Source organism: Pseudomonas sp. EL_65y_Pfl2_R95, from assembly GCF_963971045.1.
Lineage (GTDB): Bacteria > Pseudomonadota > Gammaproteobacteria > Pseudomonadales > Pseudomonadaceae > Aquipseudomonas.
This window is the reverse complement of record NZ_CAXAOV010000004.1, coordinates 403,026-422,754: the sequence shown is the minus strand read 5'-3', so window position 1 is coordinate 422,754 and position 19,729 is coordinate 403,026. Positions and strand designations below refer to the sequence as shown.

17 protein-coding genes are annotated in these 19,729 nt (G+C 55.0%); 12 read left to right on the top strand and 5 right to left on the bottom strand.

Annotated features, from left to right (window positions below):
• Positions 1 to 34: 34 nt before the first annotated feature.
• Positions 35 to 973, top strand: a complete 939-nt coding sequence (gene znuA, locus AACY09_RS15370; protein ID WP_339489239.1) for a zinc ABC transporter substrate-binding protein ZnuA — start codon at positions 35 to 37, stop codon at positions 971 to 973.
• A gap of 67 nt (positions 974 to 1,040) precedes the next feature.
• On the opposite strand, the gene AACY09_RS15365 is transcribed toward znuA, so the two are convergent.
• Positions 1,041 to 1,991: a homoserine kinase gene (locus tag AACY09_RS15365; protein ID WP_339489238.1), complete on the bottom strand. Its 951-nt coding sequence runs from the start codon at positions 1,989 to 1,991 to the stop codon at positions 1,041 to 1,043.
• A 44-nt stretch (positions 1,992 to 2,035) separates the two neighbouring features.
• Positions 2,036 to 2,320, bottom strand: a complete 285-nt coding sequence (locus tag AACY09_RS15360) for a DUF2782 domain-containing protein (protein ID WP_339489237.1) — start codon at positions 2,318 to 2,320, stop codon at positions 2,036 to 2,038.
• A gap of 217 nt (positions 2,321 to 2,537) precedes the next feature.
• Between AACY09_RS15360 and polA the strand changes: the two genes are divergently transcribed.
• The gene (gene polA / locus AACY09_RS15355; protein ID WP_339489235.1) at positions 2,538 to 5,339 is read left to right on the top strand and encodes a DNA polymerase I; all 2,802 of its coding nucleotides are present in this window, start codon (positions 2,538 to 2,540) and stop codon (positions 5,337 to 5,339) included.
• 365 nt (positions 5,340 to 5,704) lie between these two features.
• Here polA and yihA read toward each other — a convergent pair whose 3' ends face one another.
• Positions 5,705 to 6,367, bottom strand: coding sequence for a ribosome biogenesis GTP-binding protein YihA/YsxC (gene yihA, locus AACY09_RS15350; protein WP_339489233.1), 663 nt, complete (start codon positions 6,365 to 6,367; stop codon positions 5,705 to 5,707).
• Between the two features lie 260 nt (positions 6,368 to 6,627).
• On the opposite strand from yihA, the gene AACY09_RS15345 reads away from it, so the two are divergent.
• The 6 genes from AACY09_RS15345 (at position 6,628) to AACY09_RS15320 (ending at position 12,279) form a co-directional block, all read left to right on the top strand.
• Positions 6,628 to 6,918: a c-type cytochrome gene (locus tag AACY09_RS15345; protein WP_339489231.1), complete on the top strand. Its 291-nt coding sequence runs from the start codon at positions 6,628 to 6,630 to the stop codon at positions 6,916 to 6,918.
• 46 nt (positions 6,919 to 6,964) lie between these two features.
• The gene (locus AACY09_RS15340; protein WP_339489230.1) at positions 6,965 to 7,570 is read left to right on the top strand and encodes a c-type cytochrome; all 606 of its coding nucleotides are present in this window, start codon (positions 6,965 to 6,967) and stop codon (positions 7,568 to 7,570) included.
• A 166-nt stretch (positions 7,571 to 7,736) separates the two neighbouring features.
• On the top strand, positions 7,737 to 8,366 hold the full coding sequence (locus AACY09_RS15335) for a thiol:disulfide interchange protein DsbA/DsbL (RefSeq protein WP_339489229.1): 630 nt from the start codon (positions 7,737 to 7,739) through the stop codon (positions 8,364 to 8,366).
• Between the two features lie 24 nt (positions 8,367 to 8,390).
• Complete coding sequence (locus AACY09_RS15330; protein WP_339489227.1) at positions 8,391 to 9,269, top strand: endonuclease/exonuclease/phosphatase family protein; 879 nt, start codon at positions 8,391 to 8,393, stop codon at positions 9,267 to 9,269.
• Positions 9,270 to 11,306, top strand: coding sequence for a sensor domain-containing diguanylate cyclase (locus AACY09_RS15325; protein WP_339489225.1), 2,037 nt, complete (start codon positions 9,270 to 9,272; stop codon positions 11,304 to 11,306).
• A gap of 196 nt (positions 11,307 to 11,502) precedes the next feature.
• A complete protein-coding gene (locus AACY09_RS15320; RefSeq protein ID WP_339489223.1) occupies positions 11,503 to 12,279 on the top strand; it encodes an N-acetylmuramoyl-L-alanine amidase in 777 nt (258 codons plus the stop codon).
• Positions 12,280 to 12,385: 106 nt separating this feature from the next.
• Here AACY09_RS15320 and AACY09_RS15315 read toward each other — a convergent pair whose 3' ends face one another.
• Together AACY09_RS15315 and AACY09_RS15310 are read right to left on the bottom strand one after the other, a co-directional pair.
• A complete protein-coding gene (locus tag AACY09_RS15315) occupies positions 12,386 to 12,796 on the bottom strand; it encodes a DUF1330 domain-containing protein (RefSeq protein ID WP_339489221.1) in 411 nt (136 codons plus the stop codon).
• Between the two features lie 111 nt (positions 12,797 to 12,907).
• On the bottom strand, positions 12,908 to 13,297 hold the full coding sequence (locus AACY09_RS15310) for a response regulator (RefSeq protein ID WP_339489219.1): 390 nt from the start codon (positions 13,295 to 13,297) through the stop codon (positions 12,908 to 12,910).
• A gap of 233 nt (positions 13,298 to 13,530) precedes the next feature.
• On the opposite strand from AACY09_RS15310, the gene AACY09_RS15305 reads away from it, so the two are divergent.
• From AACY09_RS15305 to AACY09_RS15290, 4 genes are read left to right on the top strand one after another with little or no spacing between them, the layout of a single operon-like run.
• Complete coding sequence (locus AACY09_RS15305; protein WP_339489217.1) at positions 13,531 to 17,031, top strand: response regulator; 3,501 nt, start codon at positions 13,531 to 13,533, stop codon at positions 17,029 to 17,031.
• Positions 17,031 to 17,852, top strand: coding sequence for a CheR family methyltransferase (locus tag AACY09_RS15300; RefSeq protein WP_339489215.1), 822 nt, complete (start codon positions 17,031 to 17,033; stop codon positions 17,850 to 17,852). Before AACY09_RS15305 ends, AACY09_RS15300 begins: the two co-directional genes overlap by 1 nt.
• The gene (locus tag AACY09_RS15295; RefSeq protein WP_339489213.1) at positions 17,849 to 18,466 is read left to right on the top strand and encodes a chemotaxis protein CheB; all 618 of its coding nucleotides are present in this window, start codon (positions 17,849 to 17,851) and stop codon (positions 18,464 to 18,466) included. The genes AACY09_RS15300 and AACY09_RS15295 overlap by 4 nt, the downstream gene beginning before the upstream one ends.
• Positions 18,460 to 19,668: a hybrid sensor histidine kinase/response regulator gene (locus tag AACY09_RS15290; protein WP_339489210.1), complete on the top strand. Its 1,209-nt coding sequence runs from the start codon at positions 18,460 to 18,462 to the stop codon at positions 19,666 to 19,668. Before AACY09_RS15295 ends, AACY09_RS15290 begins: the two co-directional genes overlap by 7 nt.
• Positions 19,669 to 19,729: the final 61 nt, after the last annotated feature.

Sequence of the window (19,729 nt, the reverse complement as noted above, 5' to 3'; positions counted from 1 at the left end):
ATATAACCTCTTTTGTGCTTATCGAGTATTTATCGTGTCACGTGTCTATTCCATCGCCTGTTTACTGCTGACCAGCTTGCTGTGCAGCGCCGCTGCCCGGGCTGACGTGCAGGTGCTGACCAGCATCAAACCCCTGCAACTGATTGCAGCAGCCGTGCAAGATGGCGTTGGCAAACCGGACGTACTGCTACCGCCGGGGGCCTCACCACACCATTACGCACTGCGGCCATCGGATATTCGCCGGGTACGTGATGCCCAGCTGATGTATTGGGTGGGCCCTGAGCTGGAAAACTTTCTGCCGCGGGTAATGGCCCAGCGCGAGCAACCCAGTGTTGCCATTCAAAGCCTGACGGGTTTGCAACTCCAGCATTTTGACGAAGAGCATGCCGATGATGCTCATGGAGCGCACGCGGATGAGCACGATCATGACCATCAGCCAGGCAGTCTTGATGTGCACCTGTGGCTCAACCCGGTCAATGCTCAGGTCATTGCAGCGCGTATGGCAGCTGACTTTAGCGCCGCCGACCCCGACAACGCCGCACGCTATCAAGCCAATCTGGCAGCATTCGACGAACGCCTGAAAGCACTGAACGCGAGACTCAAAGCCCGCGTGGCCACAGTCAAAGGCAAACCCTATTTCGTCTTCCATGAGGCCTATAACTACTTCGAGCACGCCTATGGCCTCGAACACGCCGGGGTATTCAGCGTTTTAGGGGAAGTGCAACCGGGAGCCAAGCATGTCGATGCAATGCGTGAGCGCTTACAGGAAGCAGGGCCCGCGTGTGTGTTTAGCGAGCCGCCGTTTGTGCCACGCCTGGCCAAAACTCTGACCGCAGGCTTGCCGGTTAATCTGGCAGTACTCGACCCCATGGGCGCAGAGTTGACCGCAGACGCCTCCGGTTACGAAACCTTGATGGATAACCTGGCCAGCGAGCTGACTCAATGCCTGGGCGATTTACCGGCGACTAACTAGTTGGCCGCCGATTCCGCGCCAGTCACTTGCCTGCGTCTAGCTGCAGGCAAGCACAGCATGTGATGGGTCAAAGGGCAAACGGCAGGTGCAAATCGACGTGCTGACGATAGCTCAAGCGCTGGCGAAACTCATCCGGGTCATGAATCAGCACTTCCTGACCGGCGAAGGATTCAGCAGCGATTAACCGTGACAGCCAGAACCGCACACAGGCCACTCGCAACAGGACTGGCCAAAGCTCAGCCTCGCGGGCAGTGAACGGGCGCAGTGCGGCGTAGGCACCGAGCAAGGCACGGGCGCGGTGCGAATCAAGCTGACCGTCCGGTTCCGAGCACCAATCATTCAGGGTGATCGCCAAGTCATAGAGCATCGGCCCCGAGCAGGCATTGTAAAAGTCAATCACCCCAGCCAAATGCGGGCCATCAAACAACACATTGTCACGGAACAGGTCGGCATGCAGATTGGCCAGCGGCAGCGCTTGAATCTGCGTCTTGTACTGGGCGATTTCAGCCAGCACCGGGTCAAGCAACGCCGCGGACTCACGCGGCAACAACTCAGCAAAATGTGGCCCTTGTTGCAGCATCCAGTCGAGGCCACGGTCACTTTTACGTGTGATCGGCTGCTCGCGCGTGGCGACGTGGATACGCGCCAGCAACTCGCCGACTTCCTGGCAGTGATGAGCATTGGCCTCACTGACATGCTTGCCACTCAAGCGTGGCTGCAATAGCGCCGGCTTATCGGCCAAGCTACGCAGCGCCTGATCATCCGTTGTGCGCAGCGCATAGGGTACAGGCAGGCCCGCTTCATGGAGCACATCAAGCAATTCGATAAAAAACGGCAGGTCCGCACTGGGTCCGCGTTCAATCAGAGTCAGTACGTACTCGCCCTGCTCGAGACTGATAAAAAAATTGGTGTTTTCACTGCCCGCAGCAATGCCTTGGAAGTCGCGCAGGCGACCTAAGCCATAGGGAGCGAGAAAGTCTTCTAACTCTGGACGTTCCAGAGGGGTAAACACGGACATGTCAAAACTGCCTTTGCGCCTAAAACGTTATCTGTAGAGCTCAATTACCAGCTGAAAATTTCCCACGCAGGAATCAGCATATCGGGATCGTCGGACCGGATGAAGTTGCCATCGCTGCCGTCGGAACGCACCAAAAAGTAGGGTTTACCGTTCTTTGGAATGACTTTGATCGCGTAAAGAAAGCCGTTAACCCGGTACTCCTGCACTGTGCGGTCACCTTCTTGGCGAATGGTGACATCAGGGTCGGCACTCACCGGATCTTCGGCACGCGCCGCTGTGGCGCTAAAGCCAAGCAAACCAGCCAATAACAGGCAGTTGAGTGTGCGCATGGTAACCTTGTCCCTTTGTTGTCAACGATGCAGTCATTCTAGTGGTTAGTCGGTCTATAGGGTTAATTGAACTTCGCTTGTTTTAAAGCGTTTTTGAAAAAGGTCGCTAGCGCAGTAGTTTTTCAGCGGTTCCTTAGAAAAATTACCAGCATTTCGACTAACCTGTTTACGCGCTGAGCTCATTTAGACTGCCCCCGTCAAAAGGTTAAACCCGCACATGAGTCAAACCCCTCTGGTTCTGGTCGACGGTTCTTCGTACCTGTACCGCGCTTTTCATGCTTTGCCGCCACTGACCACCTCAAAAGGTCTGCCTACCGGAGCGGTCAAAGGCGTGTTGAACATGCTCAAGAGCTTGCGCAAGCAATATCCAGACAGCCCTTTTGCCGTAGTTTTCGATGCAAAAGGTGGCACATTCCGCGATGACATGTATGCCGAGTACAAAGCTAATCGCCCCTCCATGCCGGATGAACTGCGCGTGCAGATTGAACCGCTGCATGCGAGCGTGCGGGCACAGGGCTTGCCACTGCTTTGCGTTGAAGGCGTTGAAGCCGACGACGTAATCGGCACCTTGGCCCGCAAAGCAGCCGCCGAAGGTCGCGACGTGGTGATATCCACCGGCGACAAAGACATGGCCCAGCTGGTTTGCAAGCACGTTACCTTGGTCAACACCATGACCGGAAGCGTCTACGACATCGACGGCGTAAAAGAGAAATTTGGTGTCGGGCCTGAGCTGATCATCGACTATCTCGCGCTGATGGGTGACAAAGTCGACAATATTCCAGGCGTGCCCGGCGTTGGTGAAAAAACCGCGCTGGGCTTATTGGTAGGCGTTGGCGGCGGACTCGATGTGATTTACGCCAACCTCGACAAAGTGCCTGATCTGCCCATTCGCGGAGCCAAAGGCTTACCGGCCAAGCTCGAAGAACATCGCGATATGGCCTACCTGTCTTATCAACTGGCTACCATCAAACTCGACGTTGAATTGAATGTTGAGATTGAGGCACTTCACCCTGGCGCCGCCGATGTGGAGCAACTACTCGAGCTTTATGATGAGCTGGAGTTTAAAACCTGGAAGACCGAGCTTGAGCGCACGCACAAAACCCTTGCCGCCAAAGTCGCGGCAGCGCCAGCAGGCGACCTCTTTGCCTTGCCCGAAGACCTTCCTGAACCAGTCGCCGAAGACGCAGATAAAGCCTCGACTGAAGGCGCCTACCAGACAGTTCTTGAGCAGGCTGACTTTGACGCTTGGCTAAAAAAGCTGAATGACGCCGACTTGATTGCCTTTGATACCGAGACCACCAGCGTTAATGCCCAATTGGCGCAACTGGTCGGCATTTCATTTGCCGTCAGCGCAGGTGAAGCGGCCTATGTACCGCTCGCCCACTCCTACATGGGCGTGCCTACCCAATTGGATCGCGATGCAGTGCTCACGGCATTGAAGCCCATCCTCGAAGACCCCAACAAAGCCAAGGTTGGGCAGAACGCCAAGTACGACATTAATGTGCTGGCCAATGCATCGACGCCTATCCATGTTCAGGGCGTAAAGTTCGACACCATGCTCGAGTCTTACATTTATGACTCGACAGCTACACGCCATGATATGGACAGCCTCGCGCTGAAGTACCTCGGCCACAGCACTATCCGTTTTGAAGATATTGCCGGCAAAGGTGCCAAACAGCTGACGTTCGACCAGATTTCTCTGGAACAAGCCGGCCCTTACGCCGCCGAGGATGCAGATGTCACCCTGCGCCTGCACCAAACCCTGTGGGAGAAGCTTTCAGCCACGCCGAGCCTGCTCAGCGTGCTCAGTGATATCGAGATTCCACTGGTGCCAGTGCTGGCACGCATTGAGCGCCAAGGCGCACTAGTCGATGCCAAGCTCTTGGGTGAACACAGTCGTGAGCTGGGAGAGAAGTTGGTACAGCTTGAGCGCACGGCCTTTGAAATCGCTGGCGAGGAGTTCAACCTCGCCTCGCCCAAGCAGCTTGGGGTGATTCTTTACGAAAAACTCGGCCTGCCAATCATCAGCAAGACCGCCAAAGGCCAGCCATCCACCGCTGAAGCGGTGCTCGCCGAACTGGCCGAGCAAGATTTCGAGTTGCCCAAAGTGCTGATGCAATATCGCAGCCTGAGCAAGCTCAAAAGCACCTATACCGACCGCTTACCTGAGCAGATCAACCCGCGTACGGGCCGCATTCACACCAGTTACCACCAAGCGGTGGCCGCCACTGGACGCTTGTCGTCCAGCGACCCGAACTTGCAGAACATTCCGATTCGCACCGCAGAAGGTCGACGCATTCGCCAAGCCTTTATTGCCCCTAAAGGCTACAAATTGCTGGCGGCGGATTATTCACAAATTGAACTGCGGATAATGGCCCATCTGGCGCAAGACGCGGGCCTGCTGGACGCATTTCGCAATGATCTGGACGTACACAAGGCCACCGCTGCCGAGGTCTTCGGGGTTGAGCTTGATGAGGTCAACAGCGACCAGCGGCGCAGCGCCAAAGCGATCAACTTCGGCCTGATCTACGGCATGAGCGCGTTCGGTCTGGCCAAGCAGATCGGCGTCGACCGCAAACAATCGCAAGCCTATATCGATCGTTATTTTGCTCGTTATCCGGGGGTGCTGGCCTATATGGAGAGCACCCGCGAAAAAGCCGCGGAACAGGGCTTTGTTGAAACCATCTTCGGGCGACGCCTGTATTTACCGGAGATCAACGCGAAAAACCCGGCACTGCGCAAAGGCGCCGAACGCACCGCTATCAATGCGCCAATGCAGGGCACCGCCGCCGATATCATCAAGCGCGCCATGATTGCGGTGGATAATTGGCTGGCTGAATCAGAACTCGATGCCAAGGTTATCTTGCAAGTGCACGATGAATTGGTCCTGGAGGTTCGTGAAGATCAGGTCGATCAAGTTCGTGAGCAAATAAAACTGCAGATGAGCAGCGCTGCCAAGCTCGATGTACCGTTATTGGTCGAGGTCGGAGTTGGCAATAACTGGGACGAAGCGCATTAACTCACCGGCGAAGGCCGGGCTGAAGCACGGGCGTTGCGGGGCGTCCGTGTCACAGAGCTCAAAGTTATTAAAAATTCAGGCTTATGACTAAAAGATTTTCACAAACCGCTGAACTTTCTTTTCCAGCAACCAGTCAGAGTTTATGAATGGCCCGCAAAGCCATTCATGCTCCTTTGTTGTGTTAAGTGTTGGCAGACATCTGAACCCCGCCCTAGCGGTTCAGACCCTTAAACTCCGAACTTCTCCCTCCCCATATGAAGCTCGGAGTTTTTTTTGCCTGAAGAAAAGTTCAAAGCGCTGCACAACAACCCTGTAACCCGCGAAAAAACTAGGGCTCGTCAATAACGAGCCCCTATTTACCTGGCTTAATCTTCGCTCTCGTCTTCCGGCTCTTCAACCTCAGACTCCGGCTCATTAAGCATTAACCACTCGGCCAGCACAGCTTGCGCATCTTCGACGCCTAAACGCTTGGGCGCGGAAAACAGCTGAATGCTGATCTGTTGTCCCCAGCGCTTGTGAATCTCTTGCTGAACTTTAAGCAGCACGTTCTTGGCTGCCCCAAAGGTCAACTTGTCAGCTTTGGTCAGCAGAATGTGCAGCGGCATGCCGCTGGCCTTGGACCAGTCGAGCAATAACTGATCGAATTCGGTGAGCGGATGACGAATATCCATCATCAACATCAGCCCGCGCAGACTTTCACGGCTGCCCAAATAGGCTTCCAAGTGCTTTTGCCAGTGCAGCTTTAGCGGAATAGGCACCTTGGCATAACCATAGCCCGGCAGGTCAACAAGGCGTCGTTCGTCGTCCAGACGGAAGAAGTTCAGCAACTGCGTGCGCCCCGGCGTTTTCGAGGTACGTGCCAGGCTCGCATGGGTAATGGTGTTCAGAGCGCTGGATTTTCCCGCGTTTGAACGCCCAGCAAAGGCCACTTCATGGCCGTGATCAGACGGACATTGATCAACTTTTGCGGCGCTGATCTGAAAAGTAGCTTTTTGACACAGGCCGATGATTGGGTTCTTTGGTTGCATGGGATATCCGGTAAGAGCTTGGGCGATTGCAGCGCATATTTTGCGCCACGAATGGGTGTGGCCCTTGCGACATTTGCGCGCATCCTGCCTGTGATAACCACATCGGGCAAGTCGCGTCGTTTCCGTTTCAGTCCTGCCAGTATATAATGCCGCAGATTTTGTGTGCGCTTTGTCCTTAACTAGACTGAGTGTTCACGGGGAACAATAAGATTATCTGCGCATAGAATGCAGGGCGTCCCCTCGCTGATGAGGTTGATCTCGTGAAAAAAATGTTGCTAGCTGCAGGTGTATTGACACTGTCATTGAACACCCAGGCTGCCCAAGACCCTGAAGCTGTTTACGCGAAAGCGTGCTCTGCTTGTCATAACGGTCAACTGCCTATGGCGCCTAAAAAAGGCGACAAGGTTGCGTGGGAGCCGCGTTTGGCCAAAGGTACTGATGCTCTGGTTGCGAGCGTCACCAATGGTCTGAATGCCATGCCGCCACGCGGTTTGTGCATGGATTGCACGGCCGAGGATTATAAAGCGGTCATCAAATTGATGACTGAATAAACCCGGTCTACTACTCTTTCTCTCTTAGCCGTTATTGGATTAGCTGATGAACAAAGTACTCGTGAGTCTGCTGTTGACCCTTGGTATCACTGGATTGGCACATGCCGCCGGCGACGCTACTGCAGGTCAGAGCAAAGCCGCTGTATGTGGCGCCTGTCATGGTCCTGACGGCAATAGCCCGGCCCCAAACTTTCCGAAACTGGCAGGTCAAGGCGAGCGCTACTTGCTCAAGCAGATCCACGACATCAAGAACGGTGACCGTACCGTTGTTGAAATGACCGGTATCCTGGATAACCTCTCTGAGCAAGATATTGCTGACATCGCGGCTTACTTCTCCAGCCAGAAGATGAGCATTGGTGCTGCTGACCCTGAGTTGGTCAAGCGTGGCGAGGCTCTGTTCCGCGGCGGTAAACTGGAAGAAGGCATGCCAGCATGCACCGGTTGCCACTCGCCAAATGGCGCGGGCATTGCTGCTGCAGGCTTCCCGCATCTGAGCGGCCAGCACGCAACCTACGTTGCCAAACAGCTGACTGACTTCCGTGAAGGCAATCGCACCAACGATGGCGACGCAATGATCATGCGCTCTATTGCTGGCAAGCTGAGCAACAAAGATATCGCTGCCATTTCAAGCTACGTGCAAGGCCTGCACTGAGTTGTGTATGCCGATGACATGAAGTGATAAGAAAAGGGTGGCAATAGCCACCCTTTTCTATTTATTACGCCGCTACAATGGCTGGAACCTCGCAAAAGACTACCGGTCGAATCGTCGTCCCTGTGATCTACCGCCAGACATCGCTTATCTGTTCAAGGAGTTCTGCATGCGTAACCTGATTCTTAGCGCCGCCCTGGTCACTGCCAGCTTGTTTGGCCTTTCGGCTCACGCCGAGCCGATCGAAGCCGGCAAGCAGTATGTTGAGTTATCGACACCGGTACCTGTGTCCAAACCAGGTAAAATCGAAGTGGTCGAGCTGTTTTGGTACGGCTGCCCACATTGCTACCAGTTTGAGTCGACCATCAACCCGTGGATCAAGCAACTTCCGGATGACGTCAACTTCGTCCGCGTTCCTGCGATGTTCGGCGGCGTTTGGAATGTTCACGGCCAATTGTTTATCACCCTTGAAAGCATGGGTGTAGAGCATCAAGTTCACTCGGCCGTGTTCGATGCCATCCACAATCAAGGCAAGAAGCTTTCCTCGCCAGAAGAAATGGCTGACTTCCTGGCCGGCCAGGGTGTTGACCGTGAAGAGTTCCTGAAGACCTACAACTCCTTTGGCGTGAAAAGCCAGATGGAGAAAGACAAGAAACTGGCCATGGCCTACCAGATCAGTGGCGTACCCACTCTGATCGTTAACGGCAAATACCGTTTTGACATCAGCAGCTCCGGTGGCCCACAGCAAGCGCTCGACGTTGCCGACCAACTGATTGCCAAGGAGCGGGCCGCGCAGTAGCGCGCCCGCCCTGAGGCGTTAGCCATGCTGCGCCGTTGGCAGAAAACACGCCAAGTTAACCTGTGTGACCCACGCGTTAACTCGGCGTGCGAGCCGATCGCCGAATGGCCTGAAAATGGCTGCCTGCGTCTGCTCAGCTTTAATATCCAGGTGGGGATCAGTACCGAGCGCTATCACCACTATCTGACCCGTGGCTGGCAACACCTGCTGCCCCATGCCGGTCGCTCACTGAACCTGCAACGTATCGGCGCGCTTCTGGCTGATTACGATGTGGTGGCCTTGCAAGAAGCCGATGGCGGCAGCTTGCGCTCAGGCAATATCAATCAGGTTGAGCACCTTGCAAATCTAGGCGCATTTCCTTTCTGGTATCAACAGCTAAACCGCAATCTTGGGCGCTTTGCCCAGCACAGCAATGGCTTGCTGAGCCGTATTCGCCCAACTGCAATCGAAGACCACCCACTGCCTGGTCCACCCGGACGCGGTGCGATATTGCTGCGCATCGGTGAGGGTGAAGACGCCATTGCAGTGGTAATGATGCACCTGTCATTGGGCGCTCGTACCCGGACACGCCAACTGGCCTACATCCGCGAATTACTCAGCGGCTATCGCCACCATATTTTAATGGGTGACATGAACACCCATGCCAGCGACTTGCTGCTCAATTCGCCATTACGCGACTTAGGCTTATTAGCGCCGCAGGTTGAAGCAACCTTTCCGAGCTGGCGTCCGCAACGCTGTCTTGATCATATTTTGCTCAGCCCGACCCTTGAGCTCAGACGCGTCGAAGTGCTGGCTCAACCTATCTCCGACCACCTACCGGTTGCAGTTGAGATTGGCTTGCCGAACATGCCAAATACCGCAAAGCCACCTATGGTATCTACATCGTCTGCGCGGAAACCCTGAATGAGCACTGATGCTGAGCATTGGAAGGACAAGTATCTTACCGGCCTAGAGCAACAAGAAAAGCTGGAGCGGCGCTGGGACATGCGCCTCGACCTCCTGCGCCGTGGATTAGTACGCAGCAGCCTCGCGGCTGAAGGCGCAGATAAGGCAGTCGACCAATGCATGCAAGATTTGCGTGCTGTGCTGCGCAAAAATGATATCGACGCCGGGTTGTCGAACCTTATCCCGCACCTCGAACGCACTGTTCTCGACTCGGAAAAGCAGCGCAAAAAGCGCGCCGAGAAAATAACCACGGCACTCACCGCACTGGTCGACCAACTGTTTCGCCTTGATCCGCCCCGTGAAGTGGTCAAGCCGCTAAAAGCCTTTGCCAAGAAGCTCGAACGCTCATACGAACACGCCAGTGAGCTGCCCGCACTCCTCACAGAACTCAGCACCCTGCAACAACAGACCTTGGCGGCACTGGAGAAAAGTGAAGGTCACCGCCCTGGCTTTCTGCAGCGTTTATTTGGCAATCAGCAGCCGGCAACTACAGACAACGCGCCAGCAACGAACGATGCTGCAGTGAGCTACGCTTCGGCAGCTGAACCCGTTCCAGTTCAGGCGAACATGAGTGCAGTCGGTGCTGAGGCCGACCTTGGCCTTGCTCCAGAACCAGAACCAGAACCAGAACAAAAGCCTGAGCCAGAATACGAGCCCGCGCAATCCCCTGCGCTTGAAGCGCTCAGCCAAGACCCCTACTCACTGGACGCCACTACTAGCGAAAGCGACCTTGACGCCGACGCGTCATCACCTGAGCCGGTGCCAGCCATAAGTGCAGTGCCGCTGGCTGTCGACGGCCAGGCCGATGCCGTGGTCGCTCATGATGAAGCGCAAGATCCGAGCTTGGCCGATGTTGATGCACACCCTCAGGCAGCAAACGAATTAACCCCACAAGAGACTGCCGAACCGGCTCTCGACCCCGATGCTCCGCAACAAGAAGCTGAGCCGGTGTACAGTGCAATTGCTGATCACGTCGAGGCCACCTTACTCGACCTGCTTGCCGAACTGCCTTTGCCAGAGCATCACCAGTTGCAAGCTGAAACGCTCAGCAAACGGATTCGCGCCGGCTTGAATATGTATGAGCTGGTCCCTGTGCTTGATGACCTCGCTGTACTCATGCGGGTTATCGCCGACGTCGGTCAGCGTGAGTTCGAGGGTTATTTAAAACAGCTCAATGAGCGTCTTGCTCACTTTCAAGGCTCGCTTAAAGACACCCATGAAGGCTACATAGACGCGGTTAACTCTGAGCGCGCGTTGGATACCGAGCTGCGTGAACAGGTTGATGGCCTGAATGTCAGCGTGCAACAAGCCACCGACCTCAACAACCTCAAAGGCTTGGTTGATAACCGTCTCAGTGGTTTGCTTGGCACCATGGAGCAATATCAATCCCAGCGTGATGAGCGAGAGCGCCAAGTCACCGAGCGCTTGCAGATGCTGGTCGAGCGCGTTGCGAACATGGAGCAAGAGGCAACTGGATTCCGCCAGCATATTGAAGAACAGCGACAAAAAGCACTGATTGACTCGCTCACCGGCTTACCTAATCGCGCCGCGTGGAGCGAGCGCTTGGAAATTGAGCTGGCCCGCTGGCAACGCTACAACGGGCACCTGCTGCTGGCGATTATCGACATTGATCACTTCAAAAGGATCAACGACGCTTACGGGCACTTAGCGGGTGACAAAGTTCTTAAAATCATCGCCAGCGAACTGCACAAACGCATGCGTGCGACTGATTTTATCGCCCGTTTCGGCGGTGAAGAATTTGTCGTCTTGCTGCCTTCGACTCCGCTTGATGGCGGGCTTAAACTCCTCGACACCCTGCGCAGCGCCATCGAGCAGTGCCCCTTCCATTTCAAGGGCGAGCCCGTAACCATCACCCTATCGGCAGGTGTCACTGCGTTTGCAGAAGGCGAGCGCAGCGATGAAGTCTTTGAGCGCGCCGACCAAGCCCTCTACCGCGCCAAAAACCTGGGCCGTAACCGTATCGAACAAGGCTAGCAGCACCCCGTTACAGCCAGAGAAAAGTGCGGGCGGTCATATTTCGCCCGCCATAGCCTCTGCACTGCGTAAGGTGAATTAATTCGCGGCCGACAAACAAAGATGACTAAACTAGCCCTTGAACGATGGCGTTTCAGAGCATCACGGCATTGGCCTTTCTGCTGAACAACCTGCAAAGCGTGTTACCAATCAAACCATGAAATTATTCTGTGTCACCTTGATCCTGGCGTTACTGGCGGGTTGCTCCAGCGGCCCAAGCATCGACAAAAGCTATACCGCAACCGGGCAAAACAGCCGCGTGCAGTATGTGGTGCTGCATTACACCTCAACCGACTTCGCGCGTTCCCTGGCGCTGCTGACCACCAAAGAAGTCAGCAGCCATTACCTGATTAATTCGAACCCTGCGACCATCTACCAACTGGTTGATGAAAACCGCCGTGCCTGGCATGCCGGGGTCAGTTCCTGGAAAGGTCGCACCTGGCTCAACAGCACCACGATTGGCATTGAAATGGTCAACAAAGGCTACACGGATACGCCTGCTGGCCGGGTGTGGCAGCCGTATACCGAGGACCAGATTCAGGCGTTGATCGTCTTGCTCAAAGACATTGTCAAGCGCCATGACCTCCCGCTTGGCAGCATTATCGGGCACAGCGACGTGGCCCCGCAGCGCAAGGTTGATCCGGGACCCTACTTTCCATGGAAGCGCCTTGCCGATGAAGGCCTGGTGCCTTGGCCGAATGCCAATGCAGTCGCCCGACAGCAGGTGCAGCTCGCGGCTAACATGCCAAACACCACCTGGTTCCAGCATCAACTGGCGCGTCAGGGCTACGAGATCATCGAGAACGGCCAATTCGATGAACAAACGCGCAATGTACTTGCTGCATTTCAGATGAAGTACCGACCCAGCAACTACGCCGGCCAAGCGGATGCTGAAACTGCGGCCCTGCTGCTGGTACTCAATAGCCAGCTTTAAATGGCGCCAGGCAGCATGCGTCAATGGGACGTTGGCCCGCAGTGCCCCCTGACTCGAAAAGTCGAGAGCGCAATGCTGGGTTAAACCTGCCGCCGAACTGCCAACGCTAGGGCGTAACGGCGGTCGTGCCGATAAGGCGCGAGTCGGCCAGCGCCGCAGTACGGTGCTGGGTTGCAGCCTGGTACTGCGGATCGCTGATCATACTCAGAAACGCTTGCTTTGACGGGTAGCGCACCAGCAGCAGCTGATCCCAGTGTTCGTCGCTTGGCGCAATAAGCGCGACATGGGCGTTGGCCAGCAACTCGACACTTCCGCCCACACCCTGCACTTTTTGCAAAGCGGTCTTGCTGTAGATCTTATAGGCTTGTTGACCAGTACAGGGCGCGTGCTCACTGCCCTTCGGGTAGTCTGCCTGAGGGTTAAAGCGCAGCAGATTAAGCATCAAAATTGGCATGTTGTCGGGCATGCGCTCGGCAAATTCAGCCAGTTGTTCACGGCTTGGATTGAGGCTGGGCATCGTCGTTTTCCATAATGAACCTGAGTCGACAGTGCCAGACCCCAGGCTGGGGTCAAGGCTAATTGATCTGGCTTATGGAACAACTATCAGCAAATTGAATTGATATGCAGGCTATTGCCCAAGCATGGCCTGCAAGGTGCTGCGCAACAGATCGAGCTGGAAGGGTTTGGTGATGGTCGCGACCGCGCCATTGCCCGTAGAAGTTTGCTGCTGAACCTCGTAACCACTCGCAAGCAATACCGCGATTTCAGGTCGTAAAACTTGCGCCTGCTGGGCCAGATCAAGGCCGCTGATATCGGGCAAGCCAATGTCGGTCATCAGCAAACTCAGGGCCTGCTCGCTGCGCAAGATGCTCAGGGCCGTATCGCCATCTTCCGCGCCGAACGCTTGATAGCCGAAGGCTTCCAATACTTCAAGGGTCAGGGTACGAACCACAGCATCGTCTTCAACAACCAAAATGGTATGTGGATTTGCACTATAGCCGTCAGTCCCGTTTTGCATGTGCAGACCTTCATTTTTGCCAATTGGCTAAGTAGTTATGTACGTTAGGAGCTTCAGCGAAGCCGGTCTGCTGGCGGGCTGCCCGCAAAGCCTGCTCGAGACTTAAGCTTTGATCGCTAATCACTTTATAATGCAGCCCAGCAATTTTCGTATTTTCTCATTAGTCACTGTGCTTAAGTATGATTATCTACGCATATTTCTGCAAAATCTGATCTTTTAACCTAGGGCAAACCATGACTAACCCAGCACCAAATAGTGAACAGAGTTTTCGCCAGCTCGTTCGCCGCAATATTGCGCTGCCGTTATGTATAGGTTTGGTCACTGCGATATTTTTTATCGGTTTGATCGCGTACCTGATCAGTGCGCAGAAAGGCGTTGACCACACCGATCAGGTGATCAGTAGCGCCAGCCAGTCGATCAAATTGACCATCGACCTCGAAACATCCCTGCGCGGTTATCTGATTACCGGAGAAGACAGCTTCTTGCAGCCTTATGAAGAAGCCCGGCCCTTGATCAAGGTGGAGCTGGAAAACCTCAAGGACATGGTCAAGGATAACTCCAACCAGACGGCACGCTTAAGGCGCATCGAAGCGCTGCATGGTGAGTGGGATAACTACGCCACAGAGATGATCAAACTGCGCAAGGAAAGCGCCGACATCAGCAGCGCTGTACGCTCCGGGCGGGGCAAACGGATTACCGACAATACCCGCGACGAGTACGATACCTTTATTCAAATCGAGCAACAACGCCGTCAGGCGCGCAACCAGAAGATCAATGACTCGGTCACCTTGTATGTATTTCTCTACATATTGGGCAGCCTTACACTCAGTTGCTTGCTTGCCTATTTCGGCCGCCGGGACCTGCTGGGGCTCGCGGCAGAGCATTCGCAAATCATCGACCAACAACGCCAGAGCACCGAGGTCATTGAACAAAAGGCCTGGCTGCGCAGTGGACAAAGCCTTCTTGCAGAGCAAATTCTCGGGCAGGCGAATATGCATGCATTGGGGCGCAATGTCCTCAACACCCTGGCCTCGTACCTGAACGCCTCGGTTGGCGCCTTCTATGTGCGTTCAGAACAGGGCGACATAAGCCGAGCCGCCAGTTACGGCTTCAGCCGAGAGCTTGAGAATGCGACTCAGAATTTCAACAGTGACGAGTCTTTGGTTGGCCAGACGGCCAGCGCGAACAAACTGCTGCAATTGGATAACCTGCCCAACGCCTACCTGAAAGTCAGCTCCGGGCTGGGCAGTACTGCGCCAGTGAGTATTGTATTGCTGCCAATCAGCAACGGTTACTCGGTTAATGGCGTGCTTGAGTTGGGCTTTTTACAGCCAATCCCCCCCCAGGTCAGCGAGTTTCTTGAGTTGATCGCCGAGCCGATTGGCACCTCGATCGACTCCGTGCGCAATCGCCAGCGCCTGCAAGAAATGCTCGCCGAAACCCAGCAGCTGAATGAGGAGCTTCAAGTTCAGCAGGAGGAGTTGCGCACGGCCAACGAGGAACTGGAAGAACAGTCGCGGATCCTCAAAGAGTCGCAGGCTCATCTGGAAACCCAGCAAGCGGAGCTTGAGCAAACTAACGAACAGTTGGCGGATCAGGCGCAAATTCTTGCGGATCAACGCGATACCCTCGATGAACGCAACACCGCGCTCGGCCGGGTACAAGTGCTACTGGAAGAGCGCGCCCAAGAACTGCAACGCGCCAGTCTGTACAAGTCTGAATTCCTGGCCAACATGTCACACGAACTGCGCACTCCGCTGAACAGCTCATTGATTCTGGCCAAGTTGCTGGCCGACAACCCCCATGGCAACCTCAGTGCTGAGCAGATCAAATTTGCCGAGTCGATTTACTCCGCCGGCAATGACCTGCTTAACCTGATCAACGACATCCTCGACATCTCCAAGGTTGAAGCGGGCAAGCTTGAAGTTCGCCTGCACGATGTGAAAGTCGAGCGGGTGATTGAAGGCATGCGCAACGTCTTTGAGCCCTTGGCCAATGATAAAAATCTTGAATTCGAGATCGAGTTACTGGCCGGCGTGCCGGCTGAAATGTTCAGTGACCAGCAACGCATCGAACAGATCCTTAAAAACCTGCTGTCAAATGCGATCAAGTTCACCGAACAAGGCCGTGTAACCCTGACCGTCAGTCGTCAGCCGGGTGCAGGCATAGCCTTTGCTGTACAGGACTCAGGCATTGGTATTCGCCAAGACCAGCAAGAAAGTATTTTTGAGGCTTTCCGTCAGGCCGATGGTGCAATCAACCGGCGTTACGGCGGCACCGGTTTGGGCCTGTCAATCTCACGCGACCTCGCAACGCTACTGGGTGGCTCGATCAGCATAACTAGCACCCCCGGGACTGGAAGCACCTTTACCCTGCTGCTGCCCGAAACCTATGACGAGACCACCGCACAGGTGGTAACAGAAGCAAGTGCGGAGCCGGCCATCCAACAGCCAATCAAGATTGCCCAGGCATCAGTCCCCGTGCCAGCTGTAAATGCACCGCTTATGCTGCCACGCTTTGCCGATGACCGTGAGCTGCTGCCGGACGCTGGACGCTCTGTACTGGTGATCGAAGATGAGCCCAAGTTCGCACAGATTCTCTATGACCTTGCCCACGAACTTGAATACAGCTGCCTGGTCGCCCATGGCGCTGACGAAGGCGTGGAGTTGGCCTCCAAACTGCTGCCCCAAGGCATCTTGCTAGACATGCGCCTCCCGGACGCGTCAGGTCTTACTGTGTTGCAACGCCTGAAAAACAACCCGGTGACCCGGCACATCCCGGTCCATGTGATCTCTGTCGAAGACCGCATGGAAGCGGCGCTGCAGCTTGGCGCCATTGGTTATGCGGTGAAACCAACCACCCGCGAGCACCTGAAGGCGGTCTTTGCCAAGCTCGAAGCCAAGCTGTCGCAACAGGTTAAGCGTGTGTTGCTGGTTGAGGACGATGCCCTGCAACGCGAGAGCATTGCCCATTTGATTGGCGATGAAGACATTGAAATCACCGCTGTCGAGTTTGGTCAGCAAGCCCTTGATCTGCTGCGCACGACGATTTTCGACTGCATGATCATCGACCTCAAGCTGCCTGATATGCAGGGCAATCAACTGCTCAAACGTATGTCGTCTGAGGAAATCTGTTCGTTCCCACCGGTCATCGTCTACACCGGACGCAACCTGACCCGTGATGAAGAAGCGGACCTGATGAAGTACTCCAAGTCGATCATCATCAAAGGGGCCCGCTCACCTGAACGCCTGCTCGATGAAGTGACCCTGTTTCTGCACAAGGTCGAGTCGCAGTTATCCACAGAGCGTCAGACCATGCTCAAAACGGCACGCAACCGCGACAAAGTGTTTGAAGGCCGGCGCATCCTGCTGGTCGATGATGACGTGCGCAATATCTTCGCCCTGACCAGCGCCCTTGAACAAAAAGGTGCAGTGGTTGAAGTCGGCTGCAACGGGCTTGAGGCTATTGAACGGCTCAACCAGTTCGATGACATTGATCTGGTGTTGATGGATATCATGATGCCGGAGATGGACGGCTATGAAGCCACCGAAATCATCCGCAAAGATCCACGCTGGCGCAAATTGCCGATTATCGCGGTGACCGCCAAAGCCATGAAGGATGACCAGGACCGCTGTTTGCGAGCCGGGGCCAATGACTATCTGGCCAAGCCGATCGATCTTGACCGGTTGTTCTCCTTGATCCGGGTATGGATGCCCAAACTGGAACGCATTTGATGGCACCTGAGCGTACCCGCGATATTGAGTTGCGCCTGCTGATTGAGGCGATCTACCTCAAATACAATTATGACTTTCGCGACTACTCGGGAGCCTCGCTAAAACGCCGCGTGCGCCATGCACTGACTCAGTTCGACTGCCAGAGTATTTCGGCCCTGCAAGAGAAAGTACTGCACGAACCGGGGGCGTTTATGCAGTTGCTGCAGTACCTGACGATTCCGGTGAGCGAGATGTTCCGCGACCCCAGTTACTTTCTGGCGCTGCGTGAAAATGTCATTCCTATCCTGCGCACCTACCCATCATTGAAAATCTGGATAGCCGGGTGCAGTACCGGTGAAGAAGTCTATTCGATGGCAATTCTGCTCAAAGAAGAAGGTCTGCTTGAGCGCTCGATCATCTACGCAACTGACATCAATCCCGTTTCACTGGAGCGGGCCGAGCGCGGTATTTTCAGTTTGGACAACATGCGCAGCTACACCGAGAACTATCAAAACTCCGGTGGGCTGAAGGCATTTTCCGACTATTACACCGCCGCTTATGACGGGGTTATTTTCGACAAATCCCTACGCGCCAATGTCACCTTTGCCGACCACAGCCTCGCCACCGACACCGTGTTTGCCGAAACCCACTTGGTGTCATGCCGTAATGTGCTGATCTACTTCAATAAACCACTGCAAGACCGAGCCTTCGGTTTGTTCCATGAGTCGCTGTGCCACAGGGGATTTCTCGGCCTGGGCAGCAAAGAAAGCATCGACTTCTCAGCCTATGCGCGCAGCTTTGAAGCGCTGAGCAAAGCCGAGCGGGTTTTCCGCAAGCTATGAGACAGACGAATTGGCAAGCAGCGCTGGCTGCCCACCCAAGGCCCATTGAGGCGTTGGTGGTTGGGGCGTCCGCGGGCGGAGTAAGCGCCTTGCTGACAATTTTTGCGGCATTGCCAGCACACTTCAGACTCCCCATTGCCGTGGTTTTACACTTACCAGACAATCGCCAGAGTGCCTTGGCGGAAGTTATGGGCCGCCGCCTCGGTTTAACCGCAAAAGAAGCGGATAACCACGAGCACCTGCAAGCGGGCATCCTGTATTTCGCTGCTCCCGGTTATCACTTGTCAGTTGAGGCTGACCACAGCTTTTCCTTTAGCCGCGAAGAGCCGGTGTATTTTTCACGCCCCTCGATTGACTACCTTTTTGAATCTGCAGCCGATGCTTATGGCGCCAATCTGGCAGGCGTTTTACTGACCGGAGCCAACGAAGACGGTGCTTCAGGTTTGTTGGCAATCAAGCAGCAGGGCGGCTTCACTGTTGTTCAAGACCCCAAAGATGCACACGTACCCACCATGCCTTTGGCGGCGCTGGCTTTGCATCAGCCAGACGTCGTTGCCGGGCTGGCTGACATTCGAGCATTGCTCGTTGAACTGGAAGCGACTCACGCATGCTGAGCAAGATCATAACTAAACTGCTAATCGTCGATGACATCCCGGAGAACCTGCTGGCGCTTGATGCGTTGCTTCGCGGCGAAGGGCGACAGATCTTTCATGCCAACTGCGGTGAGCAAGCGCTTGGCCTGTTACTGCAGCACGAATTTGCGCTGGCCATTATTGATGTACAGATGCCCGGCATGAATGGCTTTGAACTGGCCGAGCTGATGCGCGGCACCGAAAAAACCAAGAACATCCCCATTGTGTTTGTTAGCGCTGCTGGCCGTGAGCTCAACTATGCCTTCAAGGGCTATGAGACCGGCGCGGTGGACTTCCTGCAGAAGCCATTGGATGTGCAAGCGGTCACCAGCAAGGTGGCCGTATTCGTCGACCTGTCCCGTCAACGCCAAGCCATCAATATTCAGGTCAAGGCCCTCGAGCAGAGCCGTCGGGAGCAAGAGGCCCTGCTCAGCGAATTACGTTGCGCGCAGGAAGAGTTGAAGCTTGCGGTGCGCATGCGCGATGACTTTATGTCAATTGTCTCTCACGAGTTACGCACCCCGCTTAACGGCCTGATTCTCGACACTCAGTTGCGCAAAATGCACCTTGAAAGCGGCAATTTGGCGGCATTCACCCCAGACCGCTTGCGGGCGATGAATATACGCGATGAGCGCCAGATCACCAGTCTGATCCGCCTGATCGAAGACATTCTCGACGTTTCACGCATTCGCACCGGCAAACTATCAATTCGCCCTGCTGAAGTTGATCTTGGGGTTTTGGTGGAACAAGTGTTGGAGCGCTACAGCACCCAGATCATTGAGTCCGGTTGCGAGTTAAGCAGCAATATTGCAACTGGCGTTATTGGCCATTGGGATGCATTCCGAATTGAGCAGGTGATGACAAACCTCCTGACCAACGCCATGCGCTACGGCTCCAAAAAGCCGATAGAGGTGCGGGTATTCGCCGACAACCAGGTCGCCTACTTGCAGGTGCAAGATCATGGCGTGGGCATTTCCGAGCAAGACCAGCAGCGAATCTTTGAGCAATTTGAGCGTGTCAACGCTAACCAATCTGCGCAAGGCTTGGGGCTTGGCCTGTTTATCACTGAACAAATCGTAAGCGCCCACCAGGGTCAGATCAGTGTTGAGAGCATTCAGGGGCAAGGTGCCACTTTTGTCGTGGCGTTACCGCTCGACACCGCCACTTCGCCCAGTAATAGCTGAGGATAAGGCGAATGCCTGGCCTGTCGTGCAATTTGCAATGCCCGCAATGGGCAATCGTGCA

Excerpts from the sequence above, each read along its gene's own strand:
- AACY09_RS15365 (WP_339489238.1), bottom strand. The coding sequence starts at position 1,991 with ATGTCCGTGTTTACCCCTCTGGAACGTCCAGAGTTAGAAGACTTTCTC.
- AACY09_RS15360 (WP_339489237.1), bottom strand. The coding sequence starts at position 2,320 with ATGCGCACACTCAACTGCCTGTTATTGGCTGGTTTGCTTGGCTTTAGC.
- polA (WP_339489235.1), top strand. The coding sequence starts at position 2,538 with ATGAGTCAAACCCCTCTGGTTCTGGTCGACGGTTCTTCGTACCTGTAC.
- yihA (WP_339489233.1), bottom strand. The coding sequence starts at position 6,367 with ATGCAACCAAAGAACCCAATCATCGGCCTGTGTCAAAAAGCTACTTTT.
- AACY09_RS15340 (WP_339489230.1), top strand. The coding sequence starts at position 6,965 with ATGAACAAAGTACTCGTGAGTCTGCTGTTGACCCTTGGTATCACTGGA.
- AACY09_RS15335 (WP_339489229.1), top strand. The coding sequence starts at position 7,737 with ATGCGTAACCTGATTCTTAGCGCCGCCCTGGTCACTGCCAGCTTGTTT.
- AACY09_RS15330 (WP_339489227.1), top strand. The coding sequence starts at position 8,391 with ATGCTGCGCCGTTGGCAGAAAACACGCCAAGTTAACCTGTGTGACCCA.
- AACY09_RS15325 (WP_339489225.1), top strand. The coding sequence starts at position 9,270 with ATGAGCACTGATGCTGAGCATTGGAAGGACAAGTATCTTACCGGCCTA.
- AACY09_RS15320 (WP_339489223.1), top strand. The coding sequence starts at position 11,503 with ATGAAATTATTCTGTGTCACCTTGATCCTGGCGTTACTGGCGGGTTGC.
- AACY09_RS15315 (WP_339489221.1), bottom strand. The coding sequence starts at position 12,796 with ATGCCCAGCCTCAATCCAAGCCGTGAACAACTGGCTGAATTTGCCGAG.
- AACY09_RS15310 (WP_339489219.1), bottom strand. The coding sequence starts at position 13,297 with ATGCAAAACGGGACTGACGGCTATAGTGCAAATCCACATACCATTTTG.
- AACY09_RS15305 (WP_339489217.1), top strand. The coding sequence starts at position 13,531 with ATGACTAACCCAGCACCAAATAGTGAACAGAGTTTTCGCCAGCTCGTT.
- AACY09_RS15300 (WP_339489215.1), top strand. The coding sequence starts at position 17,031 with ATGGCACCTGAGCGTACCCGCGATATTGAGTTGCGCCTGCTGATTGAG.
- AACY09_RS15295 (WP_339489213.1), top strand. The coding sequence starts at position 17,849 with ATGAGACAGACGAATTGGCAAGCAGCGCTGGCTGCCCACCCAAGGCCC.
- AACY09_RS15290 (WP_339489210.1), top strand. The coding sequence starts at position 18,460 with ATGCTGAGCAAGATCATAACTAAACTGCTAATCGTCGATGACATCCCG.